This window comes from Hyphomonas sp., assembly GCF_046313735.1.
In the GTDB taxonomy this organism is placed as follows: Bacteria; Pseudomonadota; Alphaproteobacteria; order Caulobacterales; family Hyphomonadaceae; genus Hyphomonas.
Map to the genome: position 1 here is coordinate 1 of NZ_JBKBXW010000014.1, position 25,908 is coordinate 25,908.

The 25,908-nt window shown below is 66.5% G+C and carries 25 protein-coding genes; 12 read left to right on the plus strand and 13 right to left on the minus strand.

Features of this window, described 5'->3' with window-relative positions; all coding sequences use genetic code 11:
• Positions 1–689: alpha/beta fold hydrolase (locus ACK4SV_RS08360; RefSeq protein ID WP_409917363.1), on the minus strand; the 689-nt coding region annotated here is incomplete at its 3' end.
• On the minus strand, positions 689–1,411 hold the full coding sequence (locus ACK4SV_RS08365; RefSeq protein ID WP_409917364.1) for a DUF4197 domain-containing protein: 723 nt from the start codon (positions 1,409–1,411) through the stop codon (positions 689–691). The genes ACK4SV_RS08360 and ACK4SV_RS08365, both read right to left, overlap by 1 nt.
• Positions 1,412–1,613: 202 nt before the next feature.
• Between ACK4SV_RS08365 and ACK4SV_RS08370 the strand changes: the two genes are divergently transcribed.
• The 5 genes from ACK4SV_RS08370 to ACK4SV_RS08390 all read left to right on the plus strand — a co-directional run bounded on the left by ACK4SV_RS08370 (position 1,614) and on the right by ACK4SV_RS08390 (position 5,966).
• Positions 1,614–1,979 carry a BlaI/MecI/CopY family transcriptional regulator gene (locus ACK4SV_RS08370; protein WP_409917365.1) on the plus strand — a complete coding sequence of 122 codons (366 nt, stop codon included), beginning with the start codon at positions 1,614–1,616 and terminating at the stop codon, positions 1,977–1,979.
• An 8-nt stretch (positions 1,980–1,987) separates the two neighbouring features.
• The gene (locus ACK4SV_RS08375) at positions 1,988–3,922 is read left to right on the plus strand and encodes a M56 family metallopeptidase (protein WP_409917366.1); all 1,935 of its coding nucleotides are present in this window, start codon (positions 1,988–1,990) and stop codon (positions 3,920–3,922) included.
• Between the two features lie 184 nt (positions 3,923–4,106).
• Entirely contained in the window at positions 4,107–4,538 is a 432-nt protein-coding gene (locus ACK4SV_RS08380) for a hypothetical protein (RefSeq protein ID WP_409917367.1), read from the plus strand.
• Positions 4,539–4,552: 14 nt separating this feature from the next.
• Positions 4,553–5,362 carry a 3-deoxy-manno-octulosonate cytidylyltransferase gene (locus tag ACK4SV_RS08385; protein ID WP_409917368.1) on the plus strand — a complete coding sequence of 270 codons (810 nt, stop codon included), beginning with the start codon at positions 4,553–4,555 and terminating at the stop codon, positions 5,360–5,362.
• A 4-nt stretch (positions 5,363–5,366) separates the two neighbouring features.
• Positions 5,367–5,966: a histidine phosphatase family protein gene (locus tag ACK4SV_RS08390; RefSeq protein WP_409917369.1), complete on the plus strand. Its 600-nt coding sequence runs from the start codon at positions 5,367–5,369 to the stop codon at positions 5,964–5,966.
• Between the two features lie 12 nt (positions 5,967–5,978).
• Here the strand turns inward: ACK4SV_RS08390 and ACK4SV_RS08395 are convergent, their stop codons facing one another.
• Positions 5,979–8,375, minus strand: a complete 2,397-nt coding sequence (locus ACK4SV_RS08395) for an ATP-binding protein (protein ID WP_409917370.1) — start codon at positions 8,373–8,375, stop codon at positions 5,979–5,981.
• A 96-nt stretch (positions 8,376–8,471) separates the two neighbouring features.
• Positions 8,472–11,099 (minus strand): aminopeptidase N, encoded by a 2,628-nt coding sequence (gene pepN, locus ACK4SV_RS08400; RefSeq protein ID WP_409917371.1) that lies wholly within the window; start codon positions 11,097–11,099, stop codon positions 8,472–8,474.
• Positions 11,100–11,207: 108 nt separating this feature from the next.
• Between pepN and ACK4SV_RS08405 the strand changes: the two genes are divergently transcribed.
• The gene (locus ACK4SV_RS08405; RefSeq protein WP_409917372.1) at positions 11,208–11,579 is read left to right on the plus strand and encodes a VanZ family protein; all 372 of its coding nucleotides are present in this window, start codon (positions 11,208–11,210) and stop codon (positions 11,577–11,579) included.
• Between the two features lies 1 nt (position 11,580).
• On the opposite strand, the gene ACK4SV_RS08410 is transcribed toward ACK4SV_RS08405, so the two are convergent.
• Positions 11,581–12,159, minus strand: coding sequence for a hypothetical protein (locus tag ACK4SV_RS08410; RefSeq protein WP_409917373.1), 579 nt, complete (start codon positions 12,157–12,159; stop codon positions 11,581–11,583).
• Positions 12,160–12,361: 202 nt separating this feature from the next.
• Here ACK4SV_RS08410 and ACK4SV_RS08415 point away from each other — a divergent pair, with 202 nt between their 5' ends.
• Positions 12,362–13,477, plus strand: a complete 1,116-nt coding sequence (locus tag ACK4SV_RS08415) for an acyl-CoA dehydrogenase family protein (RefSeq protein WP_409917374.1) — start codon at positions 12,362–12,364, stop codon at positions 13,475–13,477.
• A 73-nt stretch (positions 13,478–13,550) separates the two neighbouring features.
• On the opposite strand, the gene ACK4SV_RS08420 is transcribed toward ACK4SV_RS08415, so the two are convergent.
• Positions 13,551–14,054 carry a hypothetical protein gene (locus ACK4SV_RS08420; RefSeq protein WP_409917375.1) on the minus strand — a complete coding sequence of 168 codons (504 nt, stop codon included), beginning with the start codon at positions 14,052–14,054 and terminating at the stop codon, positions 13,551–13,553.
• A gap of 229 nt (positions 14,055–14,283) precedes the next feature.
• On the opposite strand from ACK4SV_RS08420, the gene ACK4SV_RS08425 reads away from it, so the two are divergent.
• Entirely contained in the window at positions 14,284–15,489 is a 1,206-nt protein-coding gene (locus tag ACK4SV_RS08425) for an acyl-CoA dehydrogenase family protein (RefSeq protein WP_409917376.1), read from the plus strand.
• A 101-nt stretch (positions 15,490–15,590) separates the two neighbouring features.
• Positions 15,591–15,788 (plus strand): DUF2892 domain-containing protein, encoded by a 198-nt coding sequence (locus ACK4SV_RS08430; protein WP_409917377.1) that lies wholly within the window; start codon positions 15,591–15,593, stop codon positions 15,786–15,788.
• Between the two features lie 6 nt (positions 15,789–15,794).
• Here the strand turns inward: ACK4SV_RS08430 and ACK4SV_RS08435 are convergent, their stop codons facing one another.
• The 4 genes from ACK4SV_RS08435 to ACK4SV_RS08450 are packed head-to-tail and all read right to left on the minus strand — an operon-like array spanning position 15,795 to position 19,258.
• Positions 15,795–16,394 (minus strand): ABC-type transport auxiliary lipoprotein family protein, encoded by a 600-nt coding sequence (locus ACK4SV_RS08435; protein ID WP_409917378.1) that lies wholly within the window; start codon positions 16,392–16,394, stop codon positions 15,795–15,797.
• The gene (locus ACK4SV_RS08440; protein ID WP_409917379.1) at positions 16,391–17,347 is read right to left on the minus strand and encodes an MlaD family protein; all 957 of its coding nucleotides are present in this window, start codon (positions 17,345–17,347) and stop codon (positions 16,391–16,393) included. Before ACK4SV_RS08440 ends, ACK4SV_RS08435 begins: the two co-directional genes overlap by 4 nt.
• A 22-nt stretch (positions 17,348–17,369) precedes the next feature.
• On the minus strand, positions 17,370–18,137 hold the full coding sequence (locus ACK4SV_RS08445) for an ABC transporter ATP-binding protein (RefSeq protein WP_409917380.1): 768 nt from the start codon (positions 18,135–18,137) through the stop codon (positions 17,370–17,372).
• Positions 18,134–19,258 (minus strand): ABC transporter permease, encoded by a 1,125-nt coding sequence (locus ACK4SV_RS08450; RefSeq protein ID WP_409917381.1) that lies wholly within the window; start codon positions 19,256–19,258, stop codon positions 18,134–18,136. The genes ACK4SV_RS08445 and ACK4SV_RS08450 overlap by 4 nt, the downstream gene beginning before the upstream one ends.
• 87 nt (positions 19,259–19,345) lie before the next feature.
• On the opposite strand from ACK4SV_RS08450, the gene dgcA reads away from it, so the two are divergent.
• A complete protein-coding gene (gene dgcA, locus ACK4SV_RS08455; protein WP_409917382.1) occupies positions 19,346–20,329 on the plus strand; it encodes an N-acetyl-D-Glu racemase DgcA in 984 nt (327 codons plus the stop codon).
• Between the two features lie 204 nt (positions 20,330–20,533).
• Here the strand turns inward: dgcA and ACK4SV_RS08460 are convergent, their stop codons facing one another.
• The gene (locus tag ACK4SV_RS08460) at positions 20,534–22,420 is read right to left on the minus strand and encodes an ABC-F family ATP-binding cassette domain-containing protein (RefSeq protein WP_409917383.1); all 1,887 of its coding nucleotides are present in this window, start codon (positions 22,418–22,420) and stop codon (positions 20,534–20,536) included.
• A 44-nt stretch (positions 22,421–22,464) separates the two neighbouring features.
• Positions 22,465–23,577: a hypothetical protein gene (locus ACK4SV_RS08465; protein ID WP_409917384.1), complete on the minus strand. Its 1,113-nt coding sequence runs from the start codon at positions 23,575–23,577 to the stop codon at positions 22,465–22,467.
• A 107-nt stretch (positions 23,578–23,684) separates the two neighbouring features.
• Here ACK4SV_RS08465 and ACK4SV_RS08470 point away from each other — a divergent pair, with 107 nt between their 5' ends.
• The gene (locus tag ACK4SV_RS08470; RefSeq protein ID WP_409917385.1) at positions 23,685–24,101 is read left to right on the plus strand and encodes a PaaI family thioesterase; all 417 of its coding nucleotides are present in this window, start codon (positions 23,685–23,687) and stop codon (positions 24,099–24,101) included.
• A gap of 15 nt (positions 24,102–24,116) precedes the next feature.
• On the opposite strand, the gene ACK4SV_RS08475 is transcribed toward ACK4SV_RS08470, so the two are convergent.
• The gene (locus ACK4SV_RS08475) at positions 24,117–24,644 is read right to left on the minus strand and encodes a hypothetical protein (protein WP_409917386.1); all 528 of its coding nucleotides are present in this window, start codon (positions 24,642–24,644) and stop codon (positions 24,117–24,119) included.
• A 194-nt stretch (positions 24,645–24,838) separates the two neighbouring features.
• Between ACK4SV_RS08475 and pip the strand changes: the two genes are divergently transcribed.
• Positions 24,839–25,828 (plus strand): prolyl aminopeptidase, encoded by a 990-nt coding sequence (gene pip, locus ACK4SV_RS08480; RefSeq protein ID WP_409917387.1) that lies wholly within the window; start codon positions 24,839–24,841, stop codon positions 25,826–25,828.
• Positions 25,829–25,908: the final 80 nt, after the last annotated feature.

Sequence of the window (25,908 nt, forward strand, 5' to 3'; positions counted from 1 at the left end):
GGGGCATTTCGCTGGGCGCGGAAGGTTTTTGCCTCCCATTTCGGGGCACAAGTGAGGCCCCAGCGCTGTTCCTCCGCATCGGGAGGGCCATTGTCGACCCGGTCCAGCCCGTCCAGCAGGTAGTCGGCCAGGAACGGCTCGCGCCAGGACTGGAAAGCGCCGCGCCCGGTATAGGAGTCCAGCGCGGCGCGGAAGGAATCGAACACAGACCGGCGCTTGCGCGCGCGGGCGGCCATCTTGTTGCGCATGAACAGCCAGGACACAGGCGGGAACACATGGTTCCAGAAATAGGCCGTGCGCGAGAGGATCACGGGATCTGCCAGCACGAGACCCTTCACCAGGTCCGGCCGCTTGCCGGCAACGAGCAGCGCAACGCAGCCGCCCATCGAATGCCCGCACAGCACGACGCCCTGCGGCGCTTCCTTTTCGAGGAATTCGATGACGTCATCGCGGTAACGGTTCCAGGAGGCCATGCCGCCTTTTTTCGGCATCGTGGTGCGGCCATGGCCGCGCAGGTCGAGCGCCCCGACGCGCGCGCGCAGGCCCAGCGGCGCCAGCATCGACTGATAGGTCATGGCATTGAAGCCGGTGGCGTGCAGCCAGATGGCGGCAAACGGCTTGACCGGATCACCGAACTCGATGCCCGCCATCTCGCCGCCGGAGCTCATTTCCTCCCGGAAACGCCGCATCAGCGCTGTCCTCCGAAGACACGGCGGAGCAGGTCGGTCGTACGCGCCACTGGGTTCTCCCTGATATTTTTCTCTTCTTCGGCCACATAGAGGAACAGCCCGTCAAGCCCGAACTGGACGGCATGGGATGTCAGGTCCGCCTGCAGGCCGGCGGTCGCGCCCCCTGCGCCCACCTGCCCCGCGACGCTTTCCAGCGCGCTGAAGGCGCCGGAACGGGCGAGCGCATCGCGCACATGCGGGGTGAAGGCGGCGCGCAGGTTTGCCTCGGTGCGGGCGCGCAGGAAATCGGTGGCGGCGGTGTTGCCGCCATTCAGGATACGGACGGCATCCTCGATCGTCATCTGGCGGATGGCGCTGACGACCAGGGTGCGCGCTTCCGGCATCGCGGCCTCGGCGGCGCGGTTGATGCGCAGCTCCAGATCATCGAGCGGGCCGCTGGCGCCGATCAGGGCAAGTTGGCGCTGGGTGTTGCGGTAGGCATTCGGCAGCGGAATGCGCACTTTCGGATCGCCGAAATAGCCATCGGTGCGGCCGAGGCGGCCAGCGACATTGTTGGTGCCGAGCGTGAGCGCTTCGCGCAGGCCCGCATCAATCTCTGCCGCGGTGACCGGGCCGCCGGCGGCGGTCTGGATACTGCCGAGGACGCGGCCATAATCGCCCGCGCTTTCGCACCCCGCCGGCAGGATGGCGAGCGCAAGCGCGAGGAAAAGGCCGGGTCTCATCAAGGGGGTGTCTCCGGATACCCTGCCGGAACGGGCCGGGCCTCAAGAGGGACCCTACAGGACGCTTCCCGCGAATAGAAGGGGCAGCGCGCCGCATGGCGCTGCTGCTTGGCAGGTTACGCAGAATTCATCGGGAAGGCGGTTGACTACATGTGTAGTCACCGATAGTGACCACACCTGTAGTCAATTGGAGCTTCCTGGGATGATCCAGATTTCGGCAGCCGAACTTGAAGTGATGGATGTGCTGTGGGCCGAACCCGGCCTTGGCGCGAGCGAGGTCTTCGACCGGCTCGACCGTACCAAGGACTGGAACATCCGCACCGTGAAGACCTTCCTGGCGCGCCTCGTCGAGAAGGGCGCGCTGAAGACCGAGGAGGATGGCCGCCGCTTCCTCTATCATCCGGCGATTGCTGAGGCGCATTACAAGGCCGAAGCCGCCGGCCAGTTCGTGGACCGGGTGTTTTCCGGGCGCGCGGCGCCGCTGGTGGCCTATCTGGCCGACAGCCGCGGGCTGACAGCGGACGACATTGCCGAACTCGAAAAACTGCTTGGGGACCTGAAGAAATGAGCGCCCGGATGTCTGAACTCTCCATGCTGCACGCGCTGGAAACCCTTGGCGGGGCGAGCCTCCTGATCCTTCTGGTGCTGGCGGTGCGCCGGCCCGTGGCGCGCCATTTCGGGGCGGGCCTTGCCTATGCGCTGTGGCTGTTGCCGCTGGCGCGGCTGGTGATGCCGCCGCTGCCGGGCGGGGTTTCGGTTTTCTCCTGGCTGAAGGGCGCGCCGGACCCGGCGCCTGTGGCCGATACATGGATGCCAGCGGCTGATGCGGCGTTGGCTGCCCCGCCTGCGATGGCATCGGCCGAAACAAGTTGGCGCGCTGAGCCTGCCCTGCCCGCGCCGGATGCGATGCTTGCGGGTGCCGGCGGGATGATCGAGCTGGCCGCGCTGGTTGGGGCCGCTGTGTGGCTGACCGGAGCGATCTGGATGGCCGGGCGGAGCCTCGCGGCGCATGTGCAGTTCATGGCCATCGTGAAGCGCGAAGGCAGGCCCGCCAGCGGCGCGCTGGCGGCACTTGCAGCCACTGTGGCAGCCGACATGGGCCTGCGCCGGAGCCCCCGCGTGGTGACGAGCCTGATCGCCAGCGGCCCGTTCGTGACCGGGCTGGCCCGGCCGACCGTGGTGCTGCCCGCCTGGTTCGAGGCGGAGTATTCCCAGCTGGAGGCCCGCGCTGCCCTGTCGCACGAGATGATGCACCTAAAGCGCGGCGACCTGTGGGCGCTGCAGGCCGCCGAGCTTGCGATTGCCGCGATGTGGTTCAATCCCCTCGCCCATGTCGCCCGCACCGCCTTCCGCACCGATCAGGAAGCCGCCTGCGACGCCGATGTGCTGGCGCGCGGACACCTCAGCCCGCACGCCTATGGCACGGCGCTGGTGAAAGCCGTGCGGATGCAGACGCCCTGCCGGATGCACATGGCTGCAAGCCTTCCCCTCACTCACGCCCTGAAAGAGAGACTGAAACTTATGGCCCATCCTGCCCCTGATGCCCGCCTGCGCCGGACCGGCGTGGCCGCTGCCGCCCTGCTGGGCGCCGCTGCCCTTGCCGCAACCGCCTCGATTGCGGCTGCCGGAGAGCCCGCTGCGGCCACCGAGATCAAGATCACGGATGGCGCGCTGTGGCTGGACGGCGAGAAGGTCGGCAACCGCCATGTGGTCCTGCTGAGCGATCCGGCGGAGGGCATCGCACCTGTGCCGCCGCGCCCGCCCGGCGCTCCGGGTGCAACGGAGATCCGTGTCCGGATGAAATCCGACATCAACGAACTGGTCGGTGCAGAGGGGCTTGGCCCGATCATCGCCGCTGCCCAGGATCCGGTGATCCGGGAAATCGCCGAGACCGCACGGGAGCTGGCCTCTGTGCATACCGAACTGGGCGCCTTGCGCCGGTCGGGACAGGATTCAGCCCGCGCGAACGCGCTGGAAGCGCGCGCCAAGGCGCTGGAAGCGCAGATCGAGGCTCAGGCCGCGCGTATCGAGGCCCGCGTGAATGCCGGAACCGAAGCCCGCGTGCACATTCTGGAGCGCCGCATCGAGACACACGCCGCCAATCTGGAAGCAGCGATCGAACACCGGGTGAGCGCCTCGATCGACCGGGAGCGGATTTCCGGGCGGACTGACATGCTGCGCGGCCTTGCGTCCGAGTGCCGGGACAGCGAACTCGCCGGCGGCGAGACGCGCGTGCTCACCCGGCAGACGCCGCAGGGCGACACGGTGAAGCTCGCCTGCATCGACAGCAGCACCGGCCAGTCGCGGACCGCCGCGCTGAGCGTGCTGGCCGCCCTGCCCGGCCTGACCGAGGCCGAGCGCGAGCGGGTGCAATCGGCCAGCGAAGGCGGCAGCCGCACATTCATCTACCGGACCTCGCGCCGTGGAGAGGGCGTGCCCGCACCCGAAGCCCCGGCCTTCCCTGTGCCGCCGCAGCCACCGGAAGCACCTGCTGCGCCTGAATGGCCCTGATCTGCGAACCCTGATCGGCCAGCCCTGACGCGAGCGGCCCGAAGAAGCACGCCGCGCGGCCCGGCCTCCCTCCCCCGAAGTCTGGGCCGGGAGCCGGGCCTTCCGGCATCTGCCCGAGCCTTGCGCGCCGCCCCGCCGGAGGGCTAGTGTCGCGGCCTGCAGGAACCGCCGCGAGGATGCCCCGATGACAAGATGGATTGTGCCGCTTCTGATCGGCCTCTTCCTGCTGCCGGCCTGCGCGACCCGGCCCGAACCGTGCACGCCGGAATGGATTGATTACCGCGTCTCGCAGACCTTCTCCTCCTTCGCGTCAGAGAACAGGAGCCTGATCAACGACATCCGCCGCGTGACCCGCGCCGATGGCAGCCTCGACCCGGTGCAGACGATCCTGCTGGCCGGGCGGACGGAAGATATTGGCCAGTTCGTGCGCAGCTTCGATACGGTGGTCGGGCGCGACATCCGCGCGGCCTATGCGCAATGCGGGCGCGATGACCGGTTCGTGCCGGCGATTACTGAGTTCCTCGCGCGCGAGGGCGTGCCGCAGCCGGCGCTGGACTGGATCGGGCCGGTTCTGGCGCTGGTGCAGGTGTCGCAATCCTCCGGCGAGCAGCGCTGAAGGACACCGAAGCGATGGAAACCCTGATCGTCGTTCCTGCCCGCTATGGCTCCACACGGCTGCCGGGCAAGCCGCTGGCGGAGATTGCCGGGCGCAGCATGGTGAGCCGGGTGGCGGAGCTGGCGCGCCGCGCCGCCGCAGCGCTGGGACGGGCAGACTGTGTGGTGGCCACCGATGACATGCGCATCCTGGAACATTGCCGCGACAAGGGCATCAATGTGGTGATGACGGATGCGCGCCTGCCGTCCGGCTCCGACCGGGCGCTGGCGGCGGCAGAGGGGCTCGGCGTCAATCCGGACTTCATCGTCAACCTGCAGGGCGACGCGCCGTTCACGCCGGTGGCGCATGTCGTGGCGGTGGTGAACGCCCTGCGCACCACAGGCGCGGATGCGGCGACGCCTTATATCCGCCTGAGCTGGAAGGCGCTGGACCAGCTGCGCGCGCACAAGCGGGAGACGCCCTTCTCCGGCACGACGCTGGTGGCAGACCCCAAGGGGCGCGCGCTGTGGTTTTCCAAGACCATCCTGCCGGCGATCCGCAAGGAGGAGGCGCTGCGCGCGCTGGGGCCGCTCTCGCCGGTGTGCCAGCATATCGGGCTTTACGGTTTCCGGCTGGAGGCGCTGAAGCGCTACTGCGCGCTGCCCGAGAGCCATTATGAGCGCCTGGAAGGGCTGGAGCAGCTGCGCCTGATCGAGAACGGGATGCGGGTGCAGGCGGTGGAGGTGGAGCCGGGGCCGATTGCCATTCCGGGCATCGACACGGCGGAGGATATTGCGCTGGCCGAACGCCTTGTTGCAGAGCTTGGCGAGCCGGACCGGGTATAAGGCGATGGCGCGGCTGTTCATCGTCCGGCATGGCAATACGTTCGATGAGGGGCAGACTGTTACCCGCGTCGGCGCGCGGACGGACCTGCCCCTGTCGAATTCCGGGCGCATCCAGGCGATCGGGCTGGCGGCGTATTTCCGCGAGATGCGTTTTGCCGCCGCGCTCGCCTCGCCGCTGATCCGGACACGGGAGACCGCGCGCACGATCCTCAGCTGGCGGACGGACAGCCCGGCGCTGCTGATTGCGCCTTTCCTGACCGAGATTGATTACGGGCCGGACGAGAATGAGCCGGAATGGAAGGTCGCCGCCCGGCTGGGGCCAGCATTGGAGGCCTGGGACCGCGACGCGGCCGTGCCGCCCGGCTGGATCGTGGATGTGGAGGCGATCCGGGCTGGCTGGCGGGGGCTGATCACGCGGGCGGCAGACCTGCCGGAGGACGCGGCGGCGCTGGTGGTGACATCAAACGGGATTGCGCGGTTCCTGCCGGATGTGGCGGATGCCGCGCCGGACGGGATTGACCGCAAGCTGAAGACCGGCGCGTTTGGCGAGCTTGCGGTGTCTGCCGGGCGCGCGGAAATCCTGCGCTGGAATGTGCGGCCTTAGGACAGACTGCGTTCAGGCAACATCGCGCGCGTCTTCGTTGTATTGCGCCGCGAGCGGGCCGCCGATGGGCAGGATGAATGCCACGGTCGTTCCCTCGCCATAGATCGAGGATAGCTGCATCCGGCCGCCATGCATCTCGGCGAAGGATTTCGTGAGCGCGAGCCCGAGGCCGGTGCCTTCATGATTGCGGTCGCGGGTTTTCGACACCTGCTCGAAGGGCTGGGCGAGGCGCGGCAGGTCTTCAGCGGGGATGCCGATGCCGGTATCGGTGACGCCGAAATAGATGTCCGGCCCGCGCTGCTCGACCGTGATGGTGATGCGCCCGCCGGGATCGGTGAACTTGATGGCATTGGAGACGAGGTTCAGCATCATCTGGCGGATGGCGCGGTGATCGGCGTCGATGTCCGGCATGTTCTGCTGGGCTTCGAGAATGAGCTCGACCTCTTTCTCCTCGGCGCGGCGGCGGATCATGCGGATGGCGGCATCGACCGGATCGACCGGGTCGATCAGCTGTGTGCTGATGGTCATCTTGCCGGCCTCGATCTTCGCCATGTCGAGGATGTCGTTGATCATGTCGAGCAGGTGCTGGCCGGAGGTGAGGATGTCGCGCGCATATTCCTTGTAGGAAGGATCGCCGAGGGGGCCGGCGAGCTCGCTGGTCATGATCTCGGAGAAGCCGATGATGGCATTGAGCGGTGTGCGCAGCTCATGGCTCATATTGGCGAGGAAGGCGGACTTGCTGCTGGCCGCGCGCTCGGCCTTGTCGCGCTCTTCCTTGAGCTTGCGGGAAAGCTCCATCGTCTGGCCTTCGGAGCGTTCGAGGTCCAGCGCGGTGCGGCGGAGTTTTTCCTTCTGGCGGCGGAGTTCTTCCTCATTGCGGACGTTTGGCGTGACATCAACGCCCACGGTCATGAAGCCGCCATCGGAGGTTTCCCGCTCGATCATCTTCAGCCAGCGGCCCGACCGCAGGGCGATCAGCGAGGTGCGGTTATCCTCTGTGGACTGACGCTCCGAAATAACGCTGCCGGCGCGGGCGATCTGGATGGTTTCGTGGCTCATGCCGGGGCGGAGCGTATCCTGCAGGCCGAAATCAATCGCGAAGGCGCGGTTCCAGTAAAGGAGGCGCTTGCGCATGTCCCAGAGGGCGAAGGGGCCATCGAATCCCTCGATGGCGGCGCGCAGGCGGCGTTCGGCGGTCTTGACGCGGTCTTCGGCCTGTTTGCGGTCGGTGGCGTCCAGCATCATGCCGCCGAAGACGGCGCCGCCGGTGACGGGATCGGTGGACTGGCTGCCGCGCAGTTCGATCCAGCGCAGCGGGGCGACCTGGGCGATGAAGGTGAGGTGGATCCAGCCGATGCCGCGGGCCTTGGTGAAACTGCTGGTGATCTGCGAGCGGCTTTCGATGGGCGCGCGCTCGAGGAATTCCTTGAGGGTGAGGCTGGTGGCGCGGCTGAGGCCGAGGAGCGCGGCAGCGCCGTCGCTGAAGAAGAAGCTGTCTTCGGCCTGGTTCCATTCCCAATAGCCGGCGCGGGCGCCGTGCATGACGAGGCCGAGGATACGGTCGGATTCGCCGCTGCGGGTCTGCTCGATCAGGCGGGCGCGCTCATGTGCCGACAGGCGCCGGACGAGGCCGAAGAGCGCCAGCGCCGGGGCCGCGACGAGCAGGAACACGATGACAAAACTCGCGAGCGCCGACAGGGTGAGCAGCGGGCGTTCCTCGGTGAGGCAGACAGAGAGGGGGCTGGCCGTGACCGGGGCGCAGGCGGTGGCGGCGCCGTCCATCCCGGCCCGGAATATCCGTGGGCGGGCAGTATCGGCCTGCCGGGCGAAGGGCTCCAGCGCGCCCTCGCCGAGGCCGGTCAGGTAGCCGCCGGCATGAAGGGAGACGAACACCGGCGCGGAGGGCGTCTCCAGCACATCCCTGTACGGAGCAATGGCGATCTGGTTGGCATGGGTGCCGGCCGCGCGGAAGACGAGATCCCCTTCCGCACTGAAGGCCACCTTCTGGCCGCGGGAGAGCGCGGCGGCGGCCCGGGCGGCCTCGCCGAGACGCGAGCCGGGCGGGGATTGCAGCGCATCGCTCAGGGAGACGAGCGCGTCGATGCCGGGCGTCTGCGCAGCAGCGCGCGAGCGGGCGAGGCCGCTGCCTTCGGCGATGGCGATGGCGGCTTCGGCAACCCCAGCGCGCGCCTCGATCCGCAGGGCGATGTTGCGGGCCTCACCGCGCAGCGCCATGAGGCGGGCCGCTTCGCTGGTCTGGCGCTCGTCCCAGGCTTTCAGGAACAGGCCGGACCCCATCAGGAGGAGGATCAGCGGCAGGAGGAGTTTCAGGCGGCGTGCGTCATCCGGCCCGTCCGGCCCCCTGGCGGCGGGTGGTTTCGGCTTTTTACGGTCATCCGTTCTGGCCAAGGCTCCGCCCGTCCGGTGGCTGCGGCCCGGAAATCCGGGCAAACTTCCTTGTCAGGGCCAAATATTGATCGAGCGTTAAGACTTCCGGGCCCGGAATTAACCTCCTGAGGGCTCCGCAAGCGCGCGTCCTGCAATATCTGCAGCGTTTGGCGACAGGCCGGCGGCCACCAGACGCTCCAGGCAGGATTTTGCCTCCCCCCTCGCCCGGGGCTCCAGGAGGCGCCATTGTTCGAAGGCGGTAAGGAGCCGGGCGCCGAGGGCGGGGTTCGCCCGGTCGGCGGCGAGGATCGTGTCCTCGACCGCACGGTAACCGGTGCCATCGGGGGCGTGGAAGGCGGCGAGGTTGGTCATCGAGAAGGCGGCGATGACGGCGCGCACGCGGTTGGGATTGCGCAGGTCGAAGTCCGGATGCGCGATCAGCCGGCGGACATCTTCGGCACTGCCGAGGCCGGCCTGGACGGAGAACCATTTGTCCATGACGAGCGGATTGGCGCGCCATTTCGCTTCGAAATCAGCGAGCGCCTCGGCCCGGCCGGGGCCGCCGGCAACCGTCAGGGCGCGCAGGGCCGCGAGCTGTTCGGTCATGTTCGGCGCGCCGCGATAGAGGGCGGCGAGGGTTTCGGCGGCCGCCGCATCGCCTTTGCCGCCGAGCAGCAGGATGAAGGCCGAGCGCAGCGCGCGGATGGAGGCCTGCTCCGCCCCCGGATCATAGGGCGCGGGCGACGGCGCGGCCAGCGTCGCGGCAATCTCGGGCGCCAGCGCAGCGCAGATGGATGATTGCAGCTTGCGGCGGGCCGCCGCGAGAGCGACGGGGTCTGCCGGTTCGCGGTCGAGGAAGAGTTCCCCGACATCCGGCAGGCGAGTCAGCAGGGCGGCGAAGGCAGGGTCATCCATCGCGCCGCGCACGGCAGCGGCGATGGCAGAGACGAGCGCGTCATCCGGCGCAGCCTGTGAGCCATCGGCGAGAGCGAGGATTTCCTGGCGGATGAGGACCTGCAGACCGTCCCACATGTTGAAGCGGTCGGTCTCGGCCCGGGCGAGGGCGAGCTGGTCTTCGCGGGAGAGCGCGCGGGAGAGGCGCACGGGGGCGGAGAAGTCACGGTTCAGCGACAGGACCGGGCGGGCGCTGCCGGGCGGCAGGCGGAAGGTGAGTTCGGTTTCGTCCGTATCCAGAAGGATCAGGAAGGGCTCGGCGGCGCGGCCTTCAGCGGCGACATGCCCGCCCTTGCCATCGAGGAGGGCAGAGAGGAGCGGCACGGGAACGGGCTGTTTCACCGGCTGGCCGGGCGTCGGGCGGGTGGACTGGGCGAGGCGGACAGTGAGCGTGGCGGCGCGCTCGTCCCAGCTTTCGGTGACGGTGATTTCAGGCGTGCCGGCCTGGGCGTACCAGCGGCGGAACTGTGACAGGTCTCGGCCAGTCACAGCCTCGAAACAGGCATAGAAATCCTCGATGGTGACGGCCTCGCCATCATGGTGCTCGAAATAGAGGTCCATGCCCTTGCGATAGGCGTCGGCGCCGATGATGCGGCGGAGCATACCGATCAGCTCGGCGCCCTTCTCGTAGACGGTGGCCGTATACAGATTGTCGATGGCGCCATAGGTGTCCGGCCGCACCGAATGGGCGAGCGGGCCGGCGTCTTCGGCAAACTGGCGGGCGCGCAGGCGGATGACATCCTTGATACGCTGGACGGGACGCGAGCGCATGTCGGCGGAGAAGTTCTGATCCCGGAAGACGGTGAGGCCTTCCTTCAGGCAGAGCTGGAACCAGTCGCGGCAGGTGATGCGGTTGCCGGTCCAGTTGTGGAAGTATTCATGGGCGACGATGGATTCGATGGCCTCGAAATCAGCGTCCGTGGCGGTGGCTTCATCGGCGAGGACATAGGCCGAGTTGAAGATGTTGAGGCCCTTGTTCTCCATGGCGCCGAAATTGAAATCGCGCACGGCCACGATGTTGAAGACGCCGAGATCATATTCGCGGCCATAGGCTTCCTCATCCCAGCGCATGGAGCGTTTGAGGGAGTCCATCGCCCAGGCGGCGCGGGGTGCTTCGCCCTTGTCGACATAGATGCCAAGCTCGATGGCGTCGCCGCTGGCGGTGGTGAAGCTGTCTTTCAGGACGTCATAATCGCCGGCGCAGAGCGCGAAGAGATAGGCGGGCTTCTTATGGGGGTCGTCCCATTCGGCGAAGTGCCAGCCATCTTCAAGATCGCCCGAGGCGCCGGGCGTGCCATTCGAAAGCAGGTAGGGGCATGAGGCTTTGGGTGCTTCGAGGCGGACCTGAAAGCGGCTCATCACATCTGGCCGGTCGGGATAATAGGTGATGCGGCGGAAACCGACGGCCTCGCACTGGGTGCAGAAGCGCCCGCCGGACATGTAGAGGCCGGAGAGAGCCGTGTTGGCCTCGGGCGCGATCTCGACCACGGTTTCGAGCGTGAAGGGGCCCTGCGGCGGGGCGTGAAGCGTCAGGCCATGGGCGTCGGCGGTGAAGTCTGCGGGGTCGAGCGGGCGCAGCTCGCCGCCATCTTCGGCAATGTAGATGGATTTCAGCGTCAGCGCTTCACCGTCGAGGCGCATCGGGCCGGCGGCCTGCGGCGTGATCGCCAGCGCGGCGCGCACCTCGGTGTGTTTCGGGTCCAGCCGGAAGACGAGGCGGACGCCGTCAATCGTGAAAGGGTAAGGGGCGTAATCGGCGAGGCGGACGGCAACAGGCGTTTCGGTGCGCATCAGGGGGAGGCTCCGGCTTGGACTCTGGGAAGACTTTCCTCGTACCGGACCGGGGCGGAGGCGTCGAGGCCTGTTGCCCAGAAGAGACCCCTCTGGCAGAGCGGGGCGATGCCGCCCTCCCCGCCCCGCCTGACGCCCGGATTGCGCCGATCAGCCGGTATGGCCGCGCTGCTGACGGCGCTGGCGATTGCCTGGCTGTCGCTGATCCCGGCAGAGGGCGTGCCGGCGCCGCAGGTGTCCGACAAGATCCGGCATTTCGTGGCCTATGCCGCGCTCGCCCTGCCATTCACCGTGTGGATGGGGGTGCGGCGCTGGCTGGCGGCGGCGGTGATTGCGGCGGTCTATGGCGCGGCGATGGAGGTGGCGCAGGCGCTGGCGCCGACGGGCCGCGAAGGCTCGTTTGGAGATGCAGCGGCCAATGCCGGAGGGGCGCTGATCGGGGCGCTGGCTGCGCGCCTGATCTGGCGCGGGCAGGACTGAGTTATTCGGCCGCTTCGGCGGGCTCGTATTCCAGCCGGTAGACATCGCGCAGGATGGCGCTGCACCGGCGCACGAGGGCGAGCATCTCCTCGTCCATCCGCTCGGGATAGGCGGAGGCATGGTCGGTCAGCTTACGGGCGATCCGCAGGAGGTCCGGTGCGTGGACGATGATGCGGGCCTGATGCTCGACGCGCTGGGGGTCGCGGTCATATTCGGTGGAGGGCACGCGCCAGCCGCCGGTGCTGCCATCATCGGTGGCGATCACGGGATAGGTGCCGGGATTGGCGCTGGGAGCGCCGGGCATATCATCCGCGCGCCAGCGGATCATGCGGCGCACGACGCGCCAGTGTTCCAGCAGCAGGTCATCATCCTCGTCGGCTTCCGGCGCGTGATCCTGCATCGCCTGTTCGGAGACGAGTTCATGGCCCTGGAACAGCCGGCCGAGGCCGCAATCATAGGATATGCGCAGCGGCTCATCGACGCCCTTGACCCAATGTGGCACGATACGCTCAACCCGCACCCAGGTGCCGACTGGTTTTACGAAGACGCGCTGCGCCTTGTGGAAGAGGGCTTTGGCCATGAAGAGGGTCCCGCAACTGTTCCCGGGATAGTGCCAGAGGAAGGTGCCGGAACCGTAACCGGGATCGGTCAAATTTCCCCGAAGTTACGGGCAAATTTGTTTCCCTTGGGTCACGGCTTTCCGTGCGCGTAAAGCGCGCTATGCTGATCATTCAGACAGAAACAGACCCTGCCCCAAGGGGCAAAACGGGAGCGGACGCGCGATGAATTTCGATTTTTCTGAAGACCAGAAATACCTGGCCGGTGAGGCCCGGAAGTTTCTTTCGCAGGAGTGCACGACGGCGCATGTGCGCGCCGTGCTGAACGATGCGTCGGTGCCCTATCACAAGGAGCTGTGGGGCAAGATTGCGGAGATGGGCTGGCTGGGCACGACCATTCCGGAAGAGCATGGCGGGCTTGGCCTCGGAATGCTGGAAATGTGCGTGCTGGCCGAGGAGATCGGCCGGGCGATTGCGCCGGTGCCGTTTGCCTCCACCGTCTATTACCTGACCGAGGCGGTGAAGCTGGCGGGCAGCGAGACGCAGAAGGCCGCCATCCTGCCGCGCATTGCCGCCGGCGAAGTGATCGGCGCGTATGCGGCAAGCGAAGGCCCCGGCCATCCGGACGCCGCCAGCCTGAAGACCGTGTTCGATGGCGAGACGCTCACCGGCACGAAGATCCCGGTCGCGGACGGCGATGTGGCGACCCATGCGGTTGTGCTGGCGAAGGAAGGCTCGGGCGCCTCGCTCGTGCTGGTGGACCTCTCCGGGCCCGGCGTGACGCGCAAGACGCTGCAGACGCTGGACCCGACGCGCAGCCATGCCGAGATCACTTTCAGCAAGACGCCGGCCCAGCGCCTTGGCGGCAAGGGCGACGGCGCGATGCTGAATGACCAGTTGATGGACCGGGTGGCGGTGCTGCTGGCGTTCGAACAGCTCGGCGGAGCCTCGGTCTGCCTCGAGATGGCGAACGAATATGCCAAGCAGCGCTACGCCTTTGGCCGGCCGATCGGCGGCAACCAGGCGATCAAACACAAGCTGGCCGACATGTATGTGAAGAATGAGGTCGCGCGCTCGAACAGCTATTACGGCGCCTGGGCGCTGTCGACCGGCGCAGCGGAGCTGCCGGAAGCGGCGGCGGCGGCGCGGGTGGCGGCATCGGAAGCGTTCTGGTTTGCCTCGAAGGAAAACATCCAGACGCATGGCGGCATGGGCTTCACCTGGGAAGTCGACTGCCACCTGTTCTATCGCCGCGCCAAGCTCTTGTCTGTGCAGGCCGGCGCACCGAAGGTGTGGAAGGAAAAACTGGTTCGCGCCCTCGAGGCGAAGAATGCGGCCTGAGGCCCGCCTTCCCCCCAAAGAAAACGGGCGGCAGGGAGAACCCCGCCGCCCGTATACGGCCCTTTCGCGGGGCCTATTCGGCAGACGTCCAGTTGACCGACGCGGTCGGCGTGTTGCCAGCATCGGTGTAGACGCTGAGGCGGGCGGTCTTGTAGCCGATCTCGAAATTCTCGACGATGGCATCGCCTTCACCGACATAGGTGGAGTAGTTGTTGAAGGTGGCGTTCGTCAGGTCCCAGACCTGGCGGCCGGGCTTGCCATCCTGGGTCATCGTCACACGGACGGTTGGCAGGGTTGTGCCGTCCACGACATGTTTGAGGATGGTGACGGACGAGGCATCAAAACCGCGCGAGACATAGAGCGCGCCGGTGAACAGCTGCATCCGCTTCGGCTCGACCGGCATGTAGGTTTCCGGATCATAGGCCGGCTGCTGGGACACGCTGAAGGTGAGGCTGGACGCAGAAACCCTTGTATTTCCGGCCTCGATCTCGATACCCGCATGGGCGAGACCGGCGATGAGCAGAGAAGCCGCCATGGCACCGGCGAAGCGGCGGGTGTTGGCAACGAAGTTCAGCATTTTGGTGTGTCCCTTTCTGAGGCGTGGGAGGTGTCAGCCCAGCGCTGCCCGCCCATTCGCCGTCTGTACATACGACGCGCGAAGTGCGGAGGGAATAAGGCAACCGCCCGGCGAGTTCCGCACACTGCAAACATTTTTTTCGCGTCTCCGGCGGGGATGGCTCTGGCCTTCCGCAGCGGGAACGCACAATCATCCCCTGAAATCCTGAAGACAGCCGACGGAGACCGACATGGACTTCAATGACACCCCCGAAGAAGCCGCCTTCCGCAAGGAGGCCCATGACTTCCTCTCCAAGCACCTGAAGCCGAAAGGCGCCCAACCGATGCGCAATGCCATCGACGGGAAGGAATTCCTGCGCCGGGCGAAAGAGTGGCAGAAGACGAAAGCCGAGGGCGGCTTTGCCCAGATCACTTGGCCCAAGGAATGGGGCGGGCGCGGCGGCACCTCGATGCAGGCCGTCATCTGGGGCCAGGAAGAAGCAAAGTTCGACGCGCCGACCGGCCCGTTCGCCATCGGCCTTGGCATGTGCATTCCGACCGTCATCGCCTTCGGATCGGATGAGCACAAGAAGCGCTATGTGAAGAAGGCCCTGATGGGCGAGGAGATCTGGTGCCAGCTGTTCTCCGAGCCTTCGGCCGGCTCTGACGTGGCGGGGCTGAAGACCCGCGCGGTGAAGGACGGCGACCATTGGGTGATCAATGGCCAGAAGGTCTGGACTTCCGGCGCGCATTATTCCGACTACGGAATCCTGCTCGTGCGCACCGACCCGAAAGTGCCCAAGCACAAGGGCCTGACCATGTTCATCGTGAACATGAAGCAGCAGGGCGTTGAAGCCCGGCCGATCCACCAGGCGAGCGGCGGCCGGGAATTCAACGAGGTGTATTTCACCGATGTGCGCATTCCGGACTCCGACCGGCTGGGCGAGGTTGGCGCGGGCTGGAAAGTTGCGCTCGTCACGCTGATGAATGAGCGCCTTGCGGTGGGCGGCTCGCCCGGGCCGGACTGGGGCGAGATCATGGCCTATGCCCGCGACGCCGGCAGCATGGGCGACCAGGCCTTCCGCGAGAAGCTGGCGGACTGGTACGTGGCAGCCCAGGGCTACAAGCTGACGAAGTTCCGTACCCAGACGGCGCTCTCGCGCGGCCAGACGCCGGGGCCGGAAAACTCCATCGGCAAGATCATCACCGCCAACCATCTGCAGGACATCTGCAACTCGGCCATCGAGATGCAGGACCATTACGGCATCATCTCTGACAGCTCAATGATGCCGGCTGAAGCGATCTTCCAGCAGAGCTTCATGTGGGCGCCGGGCCTGCGCATTGCGGGCGGCACGGACGAGATCCTGAAGAATATCATCGCCGAGCGCGTTCTGGGCCTGCCCCAGGATGTGCGCGTCGACAAGGACCTTGCCTTCGACCAGATGAAATCCGGCTGAGGCGTCCGGGTTTCTACGGATACGCGCCCGGCTGCTCCGGGTGCACTACAAGCGGCGGGTTCCTGAACCGGGACCCGCCGTTTCTTTTTGGGGAGCAACCTATGTTCAAGACCAATGAAGGCACGATCGACCGGGCGCTGCGCATCATCGTCGGCGTGGTGCTGATTGCGATGGTGTTCACCGGGCCGCAGACGCCCTGGGGCTGGATCGGCCTTGTGCCGCTGGCGACCGGGCTGATCGGCTGGTGCCCGCTTTACACGCTGCTTGGCATCCGCACCTGCCCGGTCAAGCCGGGCTGACACGGATCACTCCGCGCCGCTGTCCTCGGTCGAGCTGGCAACGAAGGCGGCGACATCCGATACGCAGGCGCGCCCCGCATCGGTGAGCGCCTTGGCGCGCGCGGCGTTGGTGTTGTCGAGCGCGATGGCGGAGGTGGCGACATTGGTTTGGCTGATCACCGTGCGGCGGCGGCCATCAAGCAGGGTCGCTTCAAGCCGGCATAGGGCCGTGGTGCCGCTGAGGGTGAAATCGGAGATGCGCCAGACGAGCTCGAAGCGCGCCGGGGCGCCGGAACTGGAGCCGACCGCGACGCCCTGCCCCTCTCCGCCGAGGGAATCGAGCAGGGCTGTCTGCATCATATGAGTGGCGCTGTCCGACCACTGAATACCCCGAATGATGCGCAGGGCGCCGGTGGCATCCTCTGCCGCAATCGCCCGGCCGGAGAAAAGCCGCGAGGCTTCCGGCTCGCGCACCACGACCGAGGCGCTGAGCCGGTGGGCAGGCTCCATCGGCCCGATCCGGTAGAGCGCTTCAGGCGTCTCGGGCTGCGGGATGACGTTGACGCAGGCCGCCAGCAGGAGCGGCAGGCCGGCGCCGAGCGCGGCGCGGAGCAAGGGTCGGGTCATCGGCGTCTCTCCTCATAGGGCAGCGGGTCTCCGGTCACGAAGCCCTGCGGGTTGCGTTCAATCTCGCGGGCCATCCGGTCCAGGCGGTTGATCAGGATACGGAGGTCATGGGTTGTCGTGCCGGCCGTTTCCAGCGCGGCGGTGGCCGGGCCTTCCATCAGGTCGGCTGTGGCATCAGCGGCGCGAGTGGCGGCAGCCAGCGTCTGTTCCGCTGATTGCGACAGGCGGCGGACATCTTCTGTCAGCGTGCGGACTTCGGCGGTGGCGGCCTCGATATTCTCAGCCGCGGATTTGCCGAAGAGTTCGATTTCGATGGAAGCAGCTTCCACGGCCTTTGCGGCCTCGGAGGCGTCAGCCAGCATCACCATGGCGGCGGTGATAGGGCCATCATCGGCAGCGAGGCGCTGGGATACCGTTTCGATATTGCGGAGCGTTCGGCTGACGGAGGCGATGTTTTCATCCGTGAGGATCAGGTTGATCCGGTCGAAGGTGAGGTTGGCGCGGCCGAGCGCCTGGGCGCCGCCGGCGACGATCTGGTCGACGAGGGTGCGTTCGGAACGGATCACCGGGACGGCTTCACCGGGCCGCGCTTCAAGCAGCTGGCCGGTGCCTGCGCTGATCTGGACGAAGGTCGCGCCCGTGATGCCGGCCAGCTGGATGCTGGCGGTGGAATCGGTGCGGATGGGCGTGTCGCGCGACACCCGCACGCGGGCGCGCACCTTGGCGGCATCGGCCCGGTCGACCCGCACATCGGCGACCTCGCCCACCTTGATGCCGATATAACGCACCGCCGAGCCCTGCTCGAGCGAGACCGGGCCATCGAAGACGATGTCATAGGATTTGTAATCGCGCCGGTATTCCGACTGGCCGAACCAGAGCACGAAGCTCGCCGCGAAGACGGTGGCCAGCACGACAAGCGCGCCGATCAGTGCGTAGTTTGCCCGGGTTTCCATAGCCTGTCCTTCCGCGCCTTTCCTAGTGTCCTGCAGCCGCTGCGCGTCCGCGCGGCCCGCCGAAATATTCCTGAATCCATGGATGCGGATGATGCCTGAGCTCCGCGATGGTTCCGGTGGTGAGTACCTTTTTCTCCCCGATCACGGCGATCCGGTCACAGACGGCGTGCAGCGTGTCGAGGTCATGGGTGACAAGGAAGACGGTGAGGCCGAGGGCCTGTTGCAGGTCGCGGATCAGCTTGTCGAACGCGGCAGCCGTGATCGGATCGAGGCCAGCGGTCGGCTCGTCGAGGAAGAGGAGTTCAGGATCGAGCGCGAGGGCGCGGGCAAGCGCGGCGCGCTTGCGCATCCCGCCGGAGAGGTCGGAGGGGTATTTGTCGGCTGCGCTGGACGGCAGGCCGGACATGTGGATCTTCATTTCAGCGAGCGACCGCCGGAGGGCGGGGCTGAGCGCAGTGTGCTCGCGCATCGGCACCATGACATTCTCCGCCACGGTGAGGTTCGAAAAAAGTGCGCCATCCTGGAACATGATGCCCCAGCGGCGCTCGAGCGCGATGCGGTCCTCGCGGCTGAGCTTCTCGAGCTGCTGGCCGAAGACTTCGACGCTTCCGGCAGAGGGTGGCTTCAGGCCAGTTATCGCCCGCAGCATGACGGATTTTCCGCCCCCGGACGGTCCGATGATGCCGACGACCTCGCCGCGGTGGATATCGAGATCGGCGTCCTCGAGCACGACATTGCGCCCGAACGCGACCTTCATGCCGCGCACCCGGATGATCGCCTCGGCGCTCATATGCTGAGTTCCATGTAGAAGATGGCGAACAGCGCATCGATGACGATGATGGCGAAGATGGCCTGCACCACGGAGGTCGTGGTCGCGCGGCCGAGGGACTGGACGCTGCCACCGGTGAGGAGGCCCTGCCGGCAGGCGATGAGTGCGACGACGAGGCCGAAGACCGGGGATTTCGACATGCCGACCCAGAATTGGTCCAGCGGGACGGAGCTGCGCATCCGCTCCAGGAACACGCCGGGATTGATGTCCAGCGCCGACCAGGCGACCGCCATGCCGCCGCCGATGCCGGCGAGGGTGGCCGCGAAGGTGAGGATCGGCGTCATAACCAGCATGGCAAGGACACGCGGGGCGACGATGACTTCCATCGGCTTCAGGCCGAGGGTTTGCATCGCGTCGATTTCCTGGCGCATCTTCATCGAGCCGATCTGCGCGGTGAAGGAGGAGTTGGTACGCCCCGCCAGCACGATGCCGGTGAGCACGACGCCGAATTCGCGCAGCATGGAGAAGCCGATGAGCTCGATCGTGTAGATCTCCAGCCCGAAATCACGCAGCGACGTGGCCCCGATGAAGGCGACCACCATGCCGACGAAGAAGGACAGGAAGACGACGATCGGCAGGGCGTTGAAGCCGGCTTCTTCCATGACGGCGAAGATCGAGGTCCAGCGCAGCTTCCAGGGGCGGAGGGCGAGGCGCGCAAGGGTGGCGACCGTTTCGCCGAGGAAAGTGAGGATGCCGGTGACTTCGCGCAGGAAGTCCATCGTGCCCTGCCCGACCCGGGCGAGCATCGCGAGCAGGCCCGCGGAGGGCTTATCAGGCGGCGAGACCGGCTCGGCATGGGGATGGACCTGGGCGAGAAGGCCTTCGGCGACGGGGTGATCGCCTTGAAGGCGCGCCGGCCAGGCGCCGGCGGCACGCAGCGTGCGGTCAATGAGAAAGGCGCCGGAGGTGTCGATACGGCCAAGACCAGAGACATCCAGCACCAGCCCCTGCCCCGCCCGGACCGCGCCGAGACCGGCATCGACAAGGTGAATCGTCGCGACCGTCCAGTCCCCGCTGAGGCGGAGTATCTGGCCTTCGCCGCCCTCTTCGAGCGCGAAACCGGGGACAGTCGGATGGTACATTCTGTGATCCTGCCTGACCTTTCTAGCGAAACATGCTTAAGAACGGCCCCGGCGCAACCAATCGGATTCACCTGACAGGATTAACCAATGGCTCATAGACGGATGACGATCACGGCCATTTCCTCGCCCCTGAAGGCGCCGTTCGCGATTTCGCGGGGCACGAAGACCCATGCGGAAACCGTGCGTGTTGTGCTGGAGGAAGCGGGCAAGGCGGGCCGGGGCGAGAGTGTGCCGTATGGGCGCTATGGCGAAACTCCGCAATCTGTGATCGAGGAAATTGAAGCAGCTCGCGCTGAAGTTGAGGGCGGGATCAGCCGCGAGGCGCTGCAGGCGCGGATGAAGCCGGGGGCGGCGCGCTGCGCGGTTGACTGCGCGCTGTGGGACCTTGAGGCGAAGCTGAGCGGACAGCCGGTCTGGCAGCTCGCGGGCCTGCCCGAGCCGAAGCCGGTGGAGACGGCGGTGACGATCAGCCTCGGCGTGCCGGAGGAGATGGCGGAGGCCGCGCGTGCGGCGCCGGGGCGGCTGCTCAAACTGAAGCTCGGCAGCGAGGGCGGCCTCGCGCGGATCGAGGCGGTGCATGGTGCGCGCCCCGATGCGCGGTTGATCGCGGATGCCAATGAGGGCCTGAGCGCAGCGGAGCTGGCGGCGATCTCCCGCAAGGCGGCCGGGCTGGGCCTCGTGCTGATCGAGCAGCCTTTTGCTGCCGGCAAGGATGAGGCGCTCTTGAAACGCCCGGGCGCGATTGCGGTGTGCGCGGACGAAAGCGCGCATACGGCCGGCGATATCCAGATGATCGCGCGGATGTATGACGCGGTGAATGTGAAGCTCGACAAGGCCGGCGGGCTGACCGAGGCGCTGGCCATGGCGCGCGCGGCGAAGGCGGCGGGGCTCGGCGTGATGGCGGGGTGTATGGTGGCAGGCTCGCTGTCGATGGCGCCGGCGGTGCTGCTGGCGCAGCTGGCGGACGCAGCGGACCTTGATGGGCCGCTCTGGCTGGCGGAGGATGTCGAGGGGGGATTGGCGTATACGGAGGGGTTTGTGAGCCCGCCGGGGGCTCGGCTTTGGGGTTGAAAGACCCTCACCTCCCACCGCCTTCGGCGGCGGGCCCCTCCTCTCCCACTTTGTGGGAGAGGGGTTAAGGGACGTTCGAAGCGGCGCGGTGAAAACCCCTCTCCCTCTGGGAGAGGAGGGGCCCATTGCGAAGCAATGGGAGGTGAGGGTCTTTCATCAGTCTGCTGAAGAGTCTGGGTCCCGGTATTCGCCGGAATGACAGGGTCAGGAGGCGGCAGATTCCTTCAGCGCCGCTTCATATTCTTCCAGCGCCATCAGCCATGCTTCTTCGGCTTTTGCAGCCTCTGCTTCCAGCTTGCCGCGTTCGATGGAGAGTTCTGTCATTTTCTGGGGCGAGAGGCCGGATCTGGCGAGCTCTGTGTCGATGGTGCGTATACGGGCGTTTGCCTTCTCGAAGGATTTTTCGGCGGCGTCGGCTTTCTTTTTCAGGGGCGCGGCGGTGTCGCGGGCCTGGGCATTGCGGCGGCGGTCTTCGGCCGGGTCGGCGCTGGCCTTGGTGGCGCCGGCTTTCTCGCGGTCGGAGCTCATGACGAGGGCGCGGTAATCGGCGAGGTCGCCGGCATAGGGCGCGACCTTGCCATCCTTCACCAGCCAGAGCTGGTCGGCGGTTGCCTCGGCGAGGTACACATCATGGGTGATCAGGAGGACGGCGCCGGGAAAGTCGTTGAGCGCATAGATAAGCGCTTCGCGGCTGTCGATATCGAGGTGGGAGGTCGGCTCGTCGAGGATCAGGATGTGGGGCTTTGCGAGCGCGATGAGGCCGAGGATGAGGCGGACCTTTTCGCCGCCGGAGAGTTTCTCGACCTTCGTTTCGACCTTCTCATGGCTGAAGCCGATCTGGGCAGCGACGGCGCGCTGCTTCGCGACGGGGGTATCTTTCGGCAGGGCGCGCATGACGTGTTCGAGGACGGTGTCGCCTTCGGTCAGCTCATCGAGCTGGTCCTGCGAGAAGTATCCGATCTCGACTTTCTTCGGCACCTTGCGATTGCCCGCGAGCAAAGGCAGGCGTTCGGCGATGGATTTCACCAGCGTGGTCTTGCCCTGCCCGTTCGTGCCGATGATGGCGATGCGGTCGTCAGGATCCAGCCGCAGGCGGACGTTTTTCAGAATGACCGCCTGCGGACCATAGCCGAGATGGGCGTCCTCGATCTCCAGCAGCGGCGGGGAGAGTTTCGTTTCCGGCTCCGGGAAAGAAAAAGGCAGGGTCCGCTCCGCGATCGGAACGGTGATTTCCTGCATCTTCTCCAGCATCTTGATGCGGCTCTGCGCCTGCCGGGCCTTGGAAGCCTTGGCGCGGAAGCGGTCGACGAAGGCCTGCAGGTGGGCGCGGTCCTTGTCCTGTTTCGATTTCTGGCTTTCGAGCTGGGCGAGTTTTGCCGCGCGCAGCTTCAGCCAGTCATCATAGCCGCCGGGCGTGATCGTCAGCTTACGGTGTTCCAGCGCCATCGTGTGCGTGACCGAACGGTTCAGCATCTCGCGGTCATGGCTGACGATGAGGACCGTGTTGGGATAGCGGCGCAGATAGCCTTCGAGCCAGGCGGCGCCTTCAAGGTCGAGATAGTTGGTCGGCTCGTCCAGCAGCAGGAGGTCGGGCTGGGCAAAGAGTGCGCCGGCGATGGCGGCCCGCATCCGCCAGCCGCCGGAGAATTCGCGCGTCGCGCGGGAGAGGTCGGCGGTTGTGAAACCGAGGCCCATCAGGATTTCGGAGGCGCGCGCCTCTGCGGTCCAGGCATCGATATCGAGGAGGCGGGCATGGATGTCGCCGATCCGGTCGGGATCGGTCGCGGTTTCGGCTTCCTGCATCAGGGCGTGGCGCTCAGCGTCGGCCTCGAGGACGACATCGAGGATGGTCTGGTCTGTCGGGGCGACTTCCTGGGCGACCCAGCCGAGGCGGGCGCCATTCTGCAGGCGGATGGGGCTGTCCTTGCCGGGTGCGGCGATTTCCTCGCGGATGAGGCGCAGGAGCGTGGACTTGCCGGTGCCGTTGCGCCCGATCAGGCCGACTTTCCAGCCGGCAGACACGCGAGCGGAGGCGCCCTCGAACAGCGGGCGCGCTTCGACGCGGTAATCAAGGTTGCGGATTTCGAGCATGGCGGGGCTTTACCCGCCCTGCCCGCAAAAATCACGCCTCTATTTCACCCCGCCCCGTCGAGCATGTCCTTGAAGCCGCTTGGTGCGTGCTTGCCGATGAAAAGCTGCTCATAGGCGCCGATGCCGGTGGAGGTCTCCCCATCCGGGCCTTTATGGACGGCGCGGACGATTTCCTGGATGTGGAGGTTTTCGGGGTTGGCCCATGTAAGGCTCGCAGGTTCCCAATCCTCCCGCACGGTCATCAGCTGGTCGCCCTGGAAAGCCCCGTGACGGAATTTGGCATGGCCATAGCCGAGCCCCTTCATCAGGAAGGTGCCCATCGGTTCAAACTCCACCGTATGCGGACGGCCGGAGGGGTCCTTCACTGCGAGGGTGGCCGAGGCCATGCGGCGCGTGCCTTTCGCGTAGCGCACATCCATGTTCGCTTCGCCCAGATGCAAGCCCGAGCCCTGCGGCGCGCCGTCCGGCATCAGCACGGCGCGGGTGTTCCAGGCCTCGCCATGTTCGTCATCATTGCGGTGGAAGAACATCGAGAGGTTCGGGAACTGGGTGGGCGTCCAGAGCCAGTAGAATTGCGGCGGCATCGGCGGGATCATCGGCTGGGGATCCGGCGCGCCGATGGGGCGCACACCCCAGGAACGGTCGCGCGTGCCGGTCCAGCTGGCCGGATCAATCGCGATTTCCTGCCCGTCGATGCGCAGCTTGCCGGACCAGCGGCCATTCTGCGTCATGCGGGTCAGGTCCATCATCATGCGCGGGCCGATGCGGCGGGTGAAGCGCGGCTCTTCGATGGGGGCAGAGCGCCCGGTGAATTCGGCGTCGAGCGCGATGCCGTCGGTTTCGGCGAGCTTAAGGCGCACGCGCTTCAGCGGCTCCAGGACCTCGACCGAGAGCCCGCCGACATGCATGTCCATCCGCTCCATATTCAGCGGGCGGGAGAAGAAGACCGAGGATTGCTTGCCGCCCCGCAGGACAGAGACTGCGCCATCAATGATGTTGAGGTGCGGATAGATACCCATTGCGGCAGCGAAGAAGGTGGCGCCATCCGCGCTGTAGCCGTTGAAGAAAAACCGGTCATAGAAATTGCGGTCGGAGCCGGCGAAGGCGATGGGCTCGGGCGTCTGGTGGATAGGGTATTCGTCTCCGGCGGTGAGCATGGGGTGTCTCCTTCCTCGGCGTGACCTCTAGGCGGGCGGCGCTCTGAGGGGCAAGTTTGCGCGGGGGCTGACCGGGATCAAGCGGTGCCGCGACGGGAGGGCAGGCCATGACGAAGTTTACCGCCGATGAGGCGAACGCTTTCCTGAACGGCGCGTTTCCGGGGCGCGGCGACGAGAACCAGGTGGTGCTGATGGAGCCCGGCCGGGCCATCGTGCGGCTGGAGGCAGACGCGCGGCACCTGCGCCCCGGAGGCTATATCTCCGGCCCGACGCAGATGAGCCTCGCCGATACAGCGGCCTATATGGCGATTATGACCGTGACCGGGCTGGAGCCGATGACGGTGACCAGCAACCTCAACATCAACTTCCTGCGCCCGTGCATCGGCAAGGCGGTGCTGGCGGAGGGGCGGCTTATGAAGATTGGCCAGGCGCTGGCGGTGATCGAGGTGGATGTGCGGATCGAGGGGGCGGAGAAGCCTGCAAGCCATGCGATCGTGACCTATGCCCTGCCCCGCAAGGACTGACCTCGCGAAGATAGATCAGGAAACGGCGCCGCCGGCCCCGGCATAGCGATCCGCCAGCCGGTCTGCGACGCGGCGGGCTTCGTCAATGGCGCTGGCAAAGCGGGTGAGTTCCTCGGAGACCGGCGACGTATCCATATCTGCGCGGACAGATACAGCGTCCAGCGCCTCGGCGAAGCTGCGATAGGCGATCTGGGCGCGCACGAGGGCGCGCTCATAGCTGATGACATCGCCGCGCCCGGATCCTTCGCCCGCTGTGCCGGTCAGCACGTCGCGGGCTTCACTTGTGACCGCCTCGAGGCCGGCCCGCGCCGCTTCGCTGTCGGCAGCAATGCGGCCGAGCACGATGGCGGGGGCATGGGTGTGGGCGCCGATCCGGCTGGTATAGGCGGCACCGGCGGGGGTGGCGCGGCCATGCAGCAGCGTGTTCGCCAGGCCCAGCATCCCGCGGTCTGCCTCCGCCCAGCCCTTTTCGGCCAGCATGTCGCAATACGCATCAGAGGCGAGGCGGAGCGCCGACTGGCTCTGGGTGAGCGAGGTTTCCACGGTCGTTTCCCCGGATACGACCGAAACGGTTGCGCATCCTGCGAGAATGCCTAGGGATAGAGAGACAAAAAGCAGCCGCATCAAACCTGTGATCCACCCTCAGCCGATTTCCGCGTTCGGATTAAACCCTAAGGGACACGTCTGACCATGTCCAGCAATCCACAGGAAACTGCCCCAGAATATGTGAAGAGCGCATGAACAGACGCCAGACACGCAGGTCCTTATACTATCGGCATGAACCTTATGCGTCAGGGCGCCTGCGGGTTTCGGACCTGCATGAGATTTTCTGGGAAGAATCAGGCAATCCGGATGGCATTCCGGTCGTCGCGCTGCATGGCGGCCCCGGTGGCGGCTCCAGCCCCGAGATGCGGCGCTTCTTCGATCCCGAGCGCTACCGCATCTTCCTGTTCGACCAGCGCGGCTGCGGGCGCTCCACGCCCCATTCGGAACTGCGCGAGAACACGACCTGGGACCTGGTGGCTGATATGGAGGCGCTGCGCGAAAAGGCGGGGGTGAAAGCCTGGCTTGTATTCGGCGGCTCCTGGGGCTCGACCCTGTCGCTCGCCTATGCGGTGACCCATCCCCAGCGTGTGCTGGGCCTTGTGCTGCGGGGCATCTTCCTCGTCAGCAAGGCGGAGATCGGCTGGTTCTACCAGTCCGGCGCGAGCCACCTGTTTCCGGACGCGTATGAGCAATATGTGGCGCCCATTCCCGAAGCAGAGCGCGGCGACCTCTTGCACGCCTTCTACCGGCGCCTGACGGGCAGCGACCCGCAGGCGCGTATCGAGGCAGCGCGCGCCTGGTCGCGCTGGGAGGGGCAAACCCTCTCGATCAAGGGGCCGCTGACGGCGCCGCCGCGCTTCAATGAGGATGATTTCGTTGATGCCTTCGCGCGCATCGAATGCCATTATTTCGTCAATGGCGGCTTCTTTGAAACCGATGGCTGGCTGCTGGAGCAGGCGGCGGCAAAGCTGCGCGGCATACCGGGCGTGATCGTACACGGACGATATGACGTGGTCACCCCGCTCTCGAGCGCCTGGGCGCTGTCGAAGGCCTGGCCGAATGCCGAACTGCACATCGTGCCGGACGCCGGACACTCCTCCATGGAGCCCGGCATCGTGGACCGCCTTGTTCAGGCCACGGATGATTTTGCGGACAAGCTGGGCGTCAGGGCGCGGGTTTAGCCAAATCGCTTCTCGTAGGTCGGATAGAGGCCGAATGGCCGAAATCCGACGCACACGGGCGCTGTGTTTCGCGGGTGGCG